Below are 9,945 nucleotides of genomic sequence, written 5' to 3' on the forward strand. Positions count from 1 at the left end.
CCCACGGCCGCGCCCCCGCGCCGCGGGGCCCCCCGCGCGGGCCCGCGGCCACCGCGTGCCCCCCGCGGCGGGGCCCGGGCCGCCCCCCGCCCCGCCGGGGCCGGGCGGCGTCCGGGTCAGGCGGCCGCGAAGCCCCGGGCCTCCTTGAGGAACTGGCCGAGATAGCCGTCGTGCGGGAGGTACGGGTCCTTCCACCAGCCCTCGACCCTGCCGTGCAGGACGGTGCGGACGGTGGGGGACTCCAGGGCCTCGTCGACCAGCGACGCGCGGTCGGTGAGCAGGGTCAGGGCCAGGGAGTCGGTCAGCGGGCCCACGCCCTCGGACGGGTGCCAGGGGGCCACCCACACGCAGGGGAAGGGGAGCTCCGTACGGAGCGCAGGGTGGTCGCTCCGGTCCACCGGTACGACGGCGGGGCGCAGGGCCACGGAGTCCGGGCCGGCCGGCGTCAGAGGTCCCTCCGGGTAGTGGCGGGCCGTCAGGTCCGGCGCCCCCTGGGCGGCCCGCCCGACGGCGGCCCGCAGGCCCTCCGCCTCCTTGCGGGGACGTACCGGCAGGACCGCCCGGTCGTCGGTGACCGGGTGGACCGGCAGCCGGGCCAGCCGCTCCGCGAGCGCCTCGGCCAGCGCCTGGTGGTCGCCGGAGGTGAGGACCGCGGTGGTGTTGGTGCAGCGGACACCGCCGTCCGAGGCGATCTCGGCGACCAGGTGGTCGAGCGTCTCCTCGTCGTACGGGCCGTCCAGCAGGATCTTGCTCCGGCCGGGGCCGCGCACCAGCACCCGTCCGTCGCCGCGCAGCCGGGCGACGGTGTCCTCGCCGCCGTACACCAGGGCCAGGTCGGCCGCCCGGACGAGCCTGTCCGCCGCCGAGTGGGAGCCGGGCAGGAGAGCCGCCGCGTGCGGGTCGAGGCCCGCCTCGAGCAGCGCACGCACCAGGCGCAGCGGGGTGAACGGGTCGCGCGCGCCGGGCCGTACCGCCACCCGGTACCCCATCGCGACGGCCTGCAGCCAGGCCCCGTGGGTGGCCGGGTGGTTGCTGGGCGCCACGACGCCGAGCACGCAACCGCGGCGCACCCAGCGGGCCGTGCGGCCGGCCCCCGCCGGGGACTGCCTTCCGACCACCTCGCCGAGCAGGGCGCTGTCGTCGCGCGTCCGGGCGAGGGTCTGCCGGGCGACCGCGACGGGTACGCCCGAGGCCAGCGCCTGGACCCGGCAGTACTCCTGCGGTGTCTGGCCGCCCAGGGGTGCCTCGGCGAACAGCCGGCCCGCCTCGGCGAGCACGGCCAGCCGCTCCTGAAGCGGCATGGGCGGCGCCTGGCGCATGGCCTTCACGGTCAGTTCGGCCAGGAGCGCGGGAGCCTCGTGAACCTCGGCGAGCGGGTCGCCGTTCACGTCGTGCAGCATGCGGGAGTCGCGCGAGGCGCGCTCCTGCCCGCCCCGCAGTACGGGGATGGACATCACCATGTCAGACCCACTCCTCGAGCGACATCCCGGACAGCCCGCCGTCCGCCTCCGGGGCCGGGCCCTGGCGCGGGACCCGGAACTGGGTGGCTTCCGCCTCCGTGACGGTGTGCCCCATCGCGTACCGCAGCCCCGCGGTCTGGATGGCCCGGGGCGGGCAGCCCTCCAGGTAGACGCCGGCGTCGCGGTGCTCGTACATCGCGTTGCCGACGAGGACCGCCGTGCCGCGCAGGGCCGGAAGGCGTTCCATCGGTCCGGAGAGGATCGTCAACTCGCCCGGGAACACGAGCAGGTCGTCGCGCAGCCGGTGCATCGCGGCGGCCACCCAGCGGCGGCAGTCCTCGCACGCCGTCTCCGCGTGGACGTGGATGCCCTCCCGGGGCGGGGTGAGGTCCACCGGGGCGCGCAGGATCTTGAACGCGGCGTCCTCCACCGGTGTCCCGCGCACGTCCACGTCGGCGAGGTCGATCGGCCCGAGGCCCCGCTCGTGGGCGTCGCGCAGATAGGCCAGCTCCCAGGAGCCGACGCCCGCGACCGCCGCCATCGTCACGTCCATGGCGACCGCGTTGCGCGAGGCGGCGACGAGGCCGATCTCCCGCAGGGAGCCCTCCATGGGGTAGTTGCCCTCGATGACGTTCGTCGCGTCGCACACCACGAGGTGCTGCGGGCGCAGCAGGTTGAGGTCGACGATGGCCTCCTCGACCCCCGCCATGTGGACGATGCGCGTGGTGAATCCCGGCAGCAGGCCCACCAGGTTCTTCATGGCGTTGGTGAGCACCACGCTGGAGTGGGTGCGCAGTTGGGGTGCCCCGATGAAGAAGTCGCAGTCCAGCACGAGGTCCGGGATCGCGATGGGCACGCGCAGCGACGTGGCCCCCGGCACCTGCGTGACGCGCAGCGGCCGGTCGTCGAAGCTGACCACCTTCGCGTAGCGGTGGACGGGGGCCCCGTCGAGGATCTCCTTGAGGACGTGTGTGCGCTCGGCGACGTAGACCTCGGCCCCGCGGGCCGACGCCCGCGCCGCCACGGCGAGCAGCAGCTCGGGGCTGGTCCTGAACCCCGGTTTGCGCTGGAACATGTTGGGCTTGATGACCACACGGTCGCCCTTGCCGACGTCCCGCAAGGGGTCGCCCAGGAGGTCCAGCGCCTCGTCGACCGCGGCTTCGGTCGTCGTTGCGACCCTGGTGAGGGAAACGGTCGTCAGATCGCCGGTCACGAAAACTCCCTGTCCGGAAGAGTGTCCCGGGGCGTGTTCAGAAGGGCCATCCGTCGAAGACGACGGCACGGGCCGGGGCGGCCTCGACACCCGCGATCTTGACCGGCAGGGCCATCAACTGGACGACGGGCTCGGTGATCCGGTCGAGGTTCTGGATGTTCTCCAGAATCGGGATGCCGGCCGACAGTAGCCGTCGGTGCACCTGGCCGCTGCGGTCGTCGGGCCGCTCGGTGATGCAGTCCATGCCGACCAGGACGGCACCGTTGTCCACCATCCAGTCCGCGGCGTCGACGGTGAGGTACGGCGGCTTGTCCCAGTAGTCCTCGCGGCCCAGGTAGCGGTTGGGGTGGTCGGTGCGCACCAGCAGCCGGTCGCCGCGCTGCCAGATCCCGTCCAGCGCCTTCTCCAGGTCCTCGCCGGTGACCGGGTCGAGGTCCCGCTTGTGGGAGAGGTCCGCGACGCAGGCGCGGCCGGCGAAGGTCTCCAACGGCACCTCGTCGATCTTCTCGCGGTCCGCGAAGAAGTGGTAACCCGACTCCACATGCGTGCCGTTGTGCGGGAAAATCTGGAGGTCGGAGAATGTCCGGCCTATTCCCGAGGGGTCGGTCTCGGGCGACATTGCCTTGCGCACCCCGAATTCCGGATACCAGGGCGCGTCATAGGACGGCATTCCCTCGTACCAACCCTGGCTGATGTCGACGATATTCACGGTCAGCTCCCTCAATCGCCTTGTGGGACAGCCGCCTTCGCGAGCAGGCTGCCGGGTGATCACAGCACGTCAGAGCCGAGTACGCGATATTTCCAAGGGAAGTTGGCAGCATGCTGCCAGCCCTCTGCCCCGGGCGCCGTGCCGTGGTTAGCCTCGATTCGCAATCGGGAGCAGATCCCGCGTGCCAGCCCCTTTGGAAGGCTTTCCATGATCGTGGCAATGCGTCCGCGGGCCACCCGCGAAGAGTTGGAGTCCGTCTCCGGAATTCTCCGGGAACAAGGCGTGTCCGCGGTGTCCAGCGCGCTGGACGACATCTCGCTGCTCATCACCGAGGAGAGCGGGACGCCGGAACTCGTGTCGGCCGTGGAGAAGGCGCCCGGAGTCGACCGTGTCGTCCTCGTCGCGGGGGCGCAGCGGCTCACCAGCCGTGAGTTCCGCGCGGAGAACACCGAGGTGAAGGTAGGACCGGCCGGTGAGGCCGTGATCGGCGGGACCGGATTCGTGGTGATCGCCGGACCCTGCGCGGTCGAGGGCCGGGACCAGATGTTCGCCGCGGTGGACGCCGTCGTCGCGGCCGGCGCCGTCATGATCCGCGGCGGCGCCTTCAAGCCCCGCACCTCCCCCTACAGCTTCCAGGGGATGGGTCTCGCGGGCCTGGCGCTGCTGGCGGAGCAGCGCAGGCGCACGGGTCTGCCGGTGGTCACCGAGGTCGTCACCCCGGGCGATGTGGAGTGTGTCGCCGAGGAGAGCGACATGCTCCAGATCGGGACGCGCAACATGCAGAACTTCGAACTGCTGCGCGCGGCCGGGGCGTCGGGCAGGCCGGTCCTGCTCAAGCGCGGGATGTCGGCCACGATCGAGGAGTGGCTGCTGGCCGCCGAGTACGTGATGCAGGCGGGCAACGAGAACGTGGTCCTGTGCGAGCGCGGCATCCGCAGCTACGACCGCAGCACCCGCTTCACGCTGGATCTGAGCGCCGTGGCCGAGGCCAAGCGCCTCACCCACCTGCCGGTCCTCGTGGACCCCAGCCACAGCACCGGCCGCCCCCACCTGGTCGGGCCGATGTCCCTGGCGGCCGCCTCCTGCGGCGCCGACGGACTGCTCATCGACGTGCACACCGACGCGGGCAAGGCTCTGTGCGACGGCGCCCAGGCGCTCTCCGAGGAGCAGTTCGGCGCCCTCATGGGCCGGCTCAAGCCCGTGGTGGAGGCCGTGGGGCGGACGCTGCCCGCGGCCCGCGCCCGCTCCCTGGCCCAGGTCTGACCCACCGCCGACGGAGGAGGAACATGATGGAGAAACCGGTCGAGCCGTTCACCGCCGACCTCGGTCCGGAGGAGTTCGTCCGCGCCGCGATGCGGTGGCACTTCTCCCCGGAGACCGGGTCGCCGTACTGGGTGAAGCGCGCCGCTGAGCTGGACTTCGACCCGCTGACGGACATCCGCACCTGGGACGACCTGGGCCGCTTCCCGGACGTCAGCGAGGAGTGGCGGGACATATCCGTCGACGACCTGGTCCCGGCCGGCACCGCCCGGGACGCCTGGGACTTCCAGGTGTTCGACAGCGGCGGCACCACCGGGCGGCCCAAGCGGATCGTGGAGTCGCTCTCGCGCCGCAAGGGCGTCCTGTGGGTGAGCGAGGTCCTCGCCGAGCACGGTGTCCCCGGCGAGGGCGAGGGCCACTGGCTGCACCTGGGCCCGACCGGACCCCACATCGTCGGGCGGTCCATCGGCCTGCTGGCCCAACTGCGCCGCACCTTCTGCCACTTCATCGACTTCGACCCGCGCTGGGTCAAGGGCAGCGTGAAGGCCGGCCGGGGCGAGGAGGCCGCCCGCTACGTCCGGCACATCCTGGCGCAGGCCGAGGACGTGCTCACCACCCAGCCGGTCTCGGTGCTGTTCGCCACCCCGCCCGTGCTGGAGGCGCTGGCCGCCGACGAGAGGCTGCTGGACCTCGTGCAGCGCAAGGTGCGCGGCATCATCTGGGCGGGCACCAGCGTCAGCCCCGAGACCCTGCGCCTGCTGGAGGAGGAGGTCTTCCCGGACGCGGCGGTGGTGGGCCTGTACGGCAACACCATGATGGGCATCGCCCCGCAGCGCCCGAGGAGCGCCGGACAGGAGGACGAGGGCTGCGTCTTCGTGCCCTTCCACCCCTTCAGCCGCGTCAAGGTCGTCGACCCGGAGGACACCACCAGGGAGGTCGGCCACGGCGAGCGCGGGCAGGCCCGGATCAGCCTCGTCTCCCGTGATCTGCTGCTGCCCTGGACCCTGGAGCGCGACTCGGTGCTGCGCATCGCCCCGGCGGGCGGCTACCCGCAGGACGGTCTCGCCGACATCCAGCCCCTCACCGCGGACGGCGGCGCTACTCCCGTGGAAGGGGTGTACTGACCGTGTCGACCAGCACCGCCCCGGCGGCGGCGCCCACGCAGCACCTGTCCCCGGTGCTCGACCACGCCGAGCGGGAGAGCCTGCTCGCCCTGTGCCGGCACGCCCTCGACCGGGTCCGCGAGACCCGGCGCCTGGCGCTCGTCAGCTGGGCCAAGCCCCTCATGGTCGCCGACCCCGTGGCGGTCTGGAGCCGGGGCCGGCGCAGCACGCCCCGCTCCTTCCTGTGGCAGTCGGCCTGGGACCGCGGCTCCGTCGTGGCCATCGGATCGGCCCGCGACCTGCGCGGGCGCGGCGAGCGGCGCATGGCGTCGGTCCGCGAGAGCTGGGCGGCCCTGTCCCGGGACCTCGTCTCCGGCGGCACGGAGGTCGCCGGGCTGCCCGGGGGCGAAGGGCCCCTGGCGATCGGCGGGTTCGCGTTCAGCCCGGACAGCACGCCCGAGGGCGGCACGCTCCCCGACGCGCTGCTGTGGGTGCCCGCCCTCCAGGTGCGCTCCGCCGTTCCCGAGCCGGTCACGGCCCACCGGGCCGCCCCCGCCGAACTGCGGCTCAACGCGGCCCTGATGCACGACAGCGACCCCGAGCAGCTCGCCGAGGGACTCGCCGAGCTCGCCGAGCGGTGCCTGCGCGATGCCGCCGTTCCCCGGCACCGGCCCCCGCTCCCGGCGGCCGGCCGCACGCACACCAGCGTCGAACTCCCCGGCGCCGACGACTGGAAGGGGCTGGTCCGCCGGGCGACCGGCCGGATCCATGACGGCCTCTTCGAGAAGCTGGTGCTGGCCCGCGAGGTCCGGGTCACCGCGTCCACGCCCTTCGACGTGCCGGACACGGTGCACCGGCTGCGCGAGGCCAACCCCGGCACCACCGTCTTCGCGGTGGACCAGGAGGAGTACACCTTCCTGGGCGCGACCCCCGAATACCTCGTACGTGTCGAGGACCGCGCCGTGCACGCGCTGGGCCTGGCCGGCACCGCGCCTCGCGGGACCACCCCCGAGGAGGACGCGAAGCTGGAGCGGGAACTGGTCGACAGCCCCAAGATCCAGCACGAGCACGACGTGGTGGTCCAGATGCTCCGCGACGCGCTCGGCACCTCCTGCGCCGACGTCGAGGTGGAGACCCCGCCCGCGGTCGTCAAGCTCACCAACGTCCAGCACCTGTCCACCAAGGTCCGCGGCGCCCTCGCCCCCGGCTCCACGGCCGGGATCCTGGACTTCGTCGAACTGCTCCACCCGACACCCGCGCTGGGCGGCCATCCCCGCGCCGAGTCGCTGAGCTGGCTCCAGGACAACGAGGGGTTCGACCGCAGCTGGTACGCGGGCGTGGTCGGCTGGGCCGACCCCTCGGGACAGGGCCAGTTCGCGGTCGCCATCCGCTCCGCCCTGCTCGACGGTTCCTCCGCCTCGCTGTACGCCGGGGTCGGCCTGGTGGCCGGCTCCGACCCCGAGGCCGAGTACGCGGAGACCTGCGCCAAGTTGCGCCCCATGATGTCCGCCCTGGGAATCGAGTGACCGCCATGCCGCTGCCGACGTCCCCCCCGGCGGGGGCGGACACCGGGACCGAGGTCCCGGCCGCGCGCCTCGACGACCTGCACCGCCGGCTGCTCGCGCTGGGCTCCGTGGTGGTGGCGTTCTCCGGCGGCGCGGACTCCGCGCTGCTCCTCGCGGCGGCCGTGCGAGCCCTCGGCGCGGACCGGGTCCTCGCCGCCACGGGGGACTCGGCGAGCCTCTCGCGGCGGGAGCGGAACGCCGTGCAGGAGATCACCGCCGGACTCGGTGCCCGGCACACCTTCGTGACGACCCGTGAGCTGGAGGTGGCGGGCTACCGGGAGAACTCGCGGTCCCGCTGCTGGTTCTGCAAGGACGAGCTGACCGGCCGGCTGCTGGAGGTGGCGGCGGCGGAGGGCCTCGCCCACGTCGCCACCGGCACCAACGCGGACGACCTCGCCGACCCGCACCGCCCGGGTATCCGGGCGGCCGCACGGCGCGGAGTGGTCACCCCGCTGGCCGACGCGGGCCTGACGAAGGCCGAGGTCCGCGCGGCCGGCCGGGCCTGGGGGCTGCCGACCTGGGACAAACCGGCGTCGCCCTGCCTGTCGAGCCGGGTCGCCTTCGGCCTTGCCATCACCCGCGAGCGGCTGGCCCGGGTCGAGGCCGCCGAGAGCGCCCTCCGCGACGGGCTGCACCGGGCCGGGATCGCCACTTACCACCTGAGGGTCCGTGACCTGGGCGAACGCGCCCTGATCCAGGTCGACCGGCCGGCCGTGCCCGCCGTCCGGGCCTGCGCCGGCGTGCTGGAGGCCGTCCTGGCCACCGGGTTCGCCTCCGTGGAGGTCGACCCGCGGGGCTTCCGGTCCGGTTCCCTCAACGAGATCGCGAAGGGCTGAGCGATGGACCGCGAGGAAGTACGGGAGCTGCTGCGCCAGGTGTCCGCCGGGACGAGGGACCCCGAGGAGGCGCTGGGCCGGCTGGTCGCCGGCCCGCTCTCCGGCGGGGTCAGGGACCTGGGGTTCGCCCGCCTCGACACCCACCGGGCCCTGCGCACCGGCGACCCCGAGGTCGTCTACGGCGAGGGCAAGAAGCCCGCCCACATCGTCACCCTGCTGGAGGAGCTCCTGCGGCAGCCGGGGCGGCGCTCCGCCCTGGCGACCCGGCTGTCCGACGAGGCCCTGGACACCCTCGCCGCGGCCTTCCCGGACGGCCTGCGCACCGACCGGGAGGCGCGCTGCGCGGCCCTGGGCGAACCACCGGCCCCGCGCGGCCGGGTCCTGGTGGTGACGGCCGGCACCACCGACGAACCGGTGGCCAGGGAGGCGGCCTTCGTCGCCCGGGAGTTCGGCTGCGGGGCCGAGCTGGTGCGCGACGTCGGGGTGGCCGGCATCCACCGGGTGCTCGCGGTGCGGGACCGGCTGGACGCGGCCGACTGCCTGATCGTCGTCGCGGGCATGGACGGCGCCCTGCCGAGCGTGGTCTCCGGTCTGGTCTCGGCACCCGTCGTCGCGGTACCGACCAGCGTCGGCTACGGCAGCTCCTTCGGCGGCGTGGCCCCCCTCCTCACGATGCTCAACTCCTGCGGTCCGGGCGTCGTCGTGTGCAACATCGACAACGGCTTCGGGGCGGCGGTGGCCGCCGCCCGCATGGTCCGCCGGACGACCGCGGCCCCGGCCTCGTCCGCCCCCGGCACGCCCCGGCCCGAGCCGGTGGTCTCATGAGCGCCCCCGTCTCCGCCTGGTTCGACTGCTCCTCGGGGGTCGCCGGGGACATGCTGCTCGGTGCGCTGCTGGACGCCGGGGCGTCGCCCGGCACCGTTCAGCGGGCCGTCGACGCGGTCGTCCCCGGCGGTGCCCGGATCCGTACCGAACGGGTCCGGCGCTGCGGCCTGTCCGCGACGAAGGTCCACGTCGACACCGACCCCGGCCCGCCGCACCGCACCTGGCAGGAGATCCGCTCGATGCTCTCCGGGGCCGCGCTCCCGGGGCCCGTGCGCGAGCGCGCCCACTCGGTGTTCACCCGCCTCGCGCGGGCCGAGGCCGCCGTGCACGGGATCCCCGTCGACGACGTGCACTTCCACGAGGTCGGCGCGCTCGACGCGATCGCCGACGTGGTGGGCGTCTGCGCGGCCGTGCACGAGCTGGCCGTCGGCACCGCCACCGCCACACCCCTGGTGCTGGGCAGCGGACGGACCAGCAGCGCCCACGGCTCGATCCCCGTCCCGACGCCCGCCGTCCTGCGGCTCCTGGCCGACCACGGCGCACCGGCCGAGTCGGGTGCGTTCCCGTACGAGATGGCCACCCCGACCGGAGTGGCGCTCGTCCTCTCGCTGTGCACCGGGTGGGGCGGGATGCCCGCCCTGCGGCTGCTCGGCACCGGTGCCGGGGCCGGCACCCGCGACCTGGCGGACGTGCCGAACGTCGTCCGGCTGGTGCTCGGGACCGCCCGGCAGGACGACACCCCGCCGGGTGGCCGGGCCGTGGGGGTGGGAGCCGGCCCCGACCACCACCACCCCCCCCGGGGGGCCCCCCCGGCCCCAACGGGCCCCCCCCCCGCGGGCCGCGGCCCGCCCCCCCCCCCCCCGCCCCTCCAAACCTGCGCGGGGCCCCCCCCCCCCCGCCCCGGCCGCCCCCCCCCCGACGGCGTCTTCACCTCCGGCGGCACCCAGTCCAACCTCCAGGCCCTGCTGCTGGCC

Annotated in this window: 9 protein-coding genes; 6 read left to right on the forward strand and 3 right to left on the reverse strand. The window is 74.4% G+C overall.

What is annotated here, in order from left to right; translation table 11 throughout:
* Positions 1-116: 116 nt before the first annotated feature.
* From ACFW2E_RS31750 to ACFW2E_RS31760, 3 genes are read right to left on the reverse strand one after another with little or no spacing between them, the layout of a single operon-like run.
* Complete coding sequence (locus ACFW2E_RS31750; protein ID WP_384470746.1) at positions 117-1,460, reverse strand: aldehyde dehydrogenase family protein; 1,344 nt, start codon at positions 1,458-1,460, stop codon at positions 117-119.
* Position 1,461: 1 nt separating this feature from the next.
* Positions 1,462-2,673: a DUF362 domain-containing protein gene (locus ACFW2E_RS31755; RefSeq protein ID WP_384470749.1), complete on the reverse strand. Its 1,212-nt coding sequence runs from the start codon at positions 2,671-2,673 to the stop codon at positions 1,462-1,464.
* A gap of 37 nt (positions 2,674-2,710) precedes the next feature.
* On the reverse strand, positions 2,711-3,382 hold the full coding sequence (locus tag ACFW2E_RS31760; protein WP_384470752.1) for a cyclase family protein: 672 nt from the start codon (positions 3,380-3,382) through the stop codon (positions 2,711-2,713).
* 219 nt (positions 3,383-3,601) lie between these two features.
* On the opposite strand from ACFW2E_RS31760, the gene aroF reads away from it, so the two are divergent.
* From aroF to larC, 6 genes are all read left to right on the forward strand, one after another.
* Positions 3,602-4,645 (forward strand): 3-deoxy-7-phosphoheptulonate synthase, encoded by a 1,044-nt coding sequence (gene aroF, locus ACFW2E_RS31765; protein ID WP_384470757.1) that lies wholly within the window; start codon positions 3,602-3,604, stop codon positions 4,643-4,645.
* Between the two features lie 23 nt (positions 4,646-4,668).
* On the forward strand, positions 4,669-5,766 hold the full coding sequence (locus tag ACFW2E_RS31770) for a phenazine biosynthesis protein (RefSeq protein WP_384470760.1): 1,098 nt from the start codon (positions 4,669-4,671) through the stop codon (positions 5,764-5,766).
* Between the two features lie 2 nt (positions 5,767-5,768).
* Positions 5,769-7,271 carry an isochorismate synthase MenF gene (locus ACFW2E_RS31775; RefSeq protein ID WP_384470763.1) on the forward strand — a complete coding sequence of 501 codons (1,503 nt, stop codon included), beginning with the start codon at positions 5,769-5,771 and terminating at the stop codon, positions 7,269-7,271.
* A 5-nt stretch (positions 7,272-7,276) separates the two neighbouring features.
* Positions 7,277-8,146 (forward strand): ExsB family transcriptional regulator, encoded by an 870-nt coding sequence (locus ACFW2E_RS31780; RefSeq protein WP_384470766.1) that lies wholly within the window; start codon positions 7,277-7,279, stop codon positions 8,144-8,146.
* A 3-nt stretch (positions 8,147-8,149) separates the two neighbouring features.
* Positions 8,150-8,971 carry a nickel pincer cofactor biosynthesis protein LarB gene (gene larB / locus ACFW2E_RS31785; protein ID WP_384470769.1) on the forward strand — a complete coding sequence of 274 codons (822 nt, stop codon included), beginning with the start codon at positions 8,150-8,152 and terminating at the stop codon, positions 8,969-8,971.
* Positions 8,968-9,945 (forward strand): nickel insertion protein (gene larC, locus ACFW2E_RS31790; protein WP_384470772.1); only part of this gene is annotated, 978 nt, incomplete at its 3' end. The genes larB and larC, both read left to right, overlap by 4 nt.

Source organism: Streptomyces sp. NPDC058964, from assembly GCF_042741275.1.
GTDB lineage: Bacteria > Actinomycetota > Actinomycetes > Streptomycetales > Streptomycetaceae > Streptomyces.

Excerpts from the sequence above, each read along its gene's own strand:
- ACFW2E_RS31750 (WP_384470746.1), bottom strand. The coding sequence starts at position 1,460 with ATGGTGATGTCCATCCCCGTACTGCGGGGCGGGCAGGAGCGCGCCTCG.
- aroF (WP_384470757.1), top strand. The coding sequence starts at position 3,602 with ATGCGTCCGCGGGCCACCCGCGAAGAGTTGGAGTCCGTCTCCGGAATT.
- ACFW2E_RS31770 (WP_384470760.1), top strand. The coding sequence starts at position 4,669 with ATGATGGAGAAACCGGTCGAGCCGTTCACCGCCGACCTCGGTCCGGAG.
- ACFW2E_RS31780 (WP_384470766.1), top strand. The coding sequence starts at position 7,277 with ATGCCGCTGCCGACGTCCCCCCCGGCGGGGGCGGACACCGGGACCGAG.
- larB (WP_384470769.1), top strand. The coding sequence starts at position 8,150 with ATGGACCGCGAGGAAGTACGGGAGCTGCTGCGCCAGGTGTCCGCCGGG.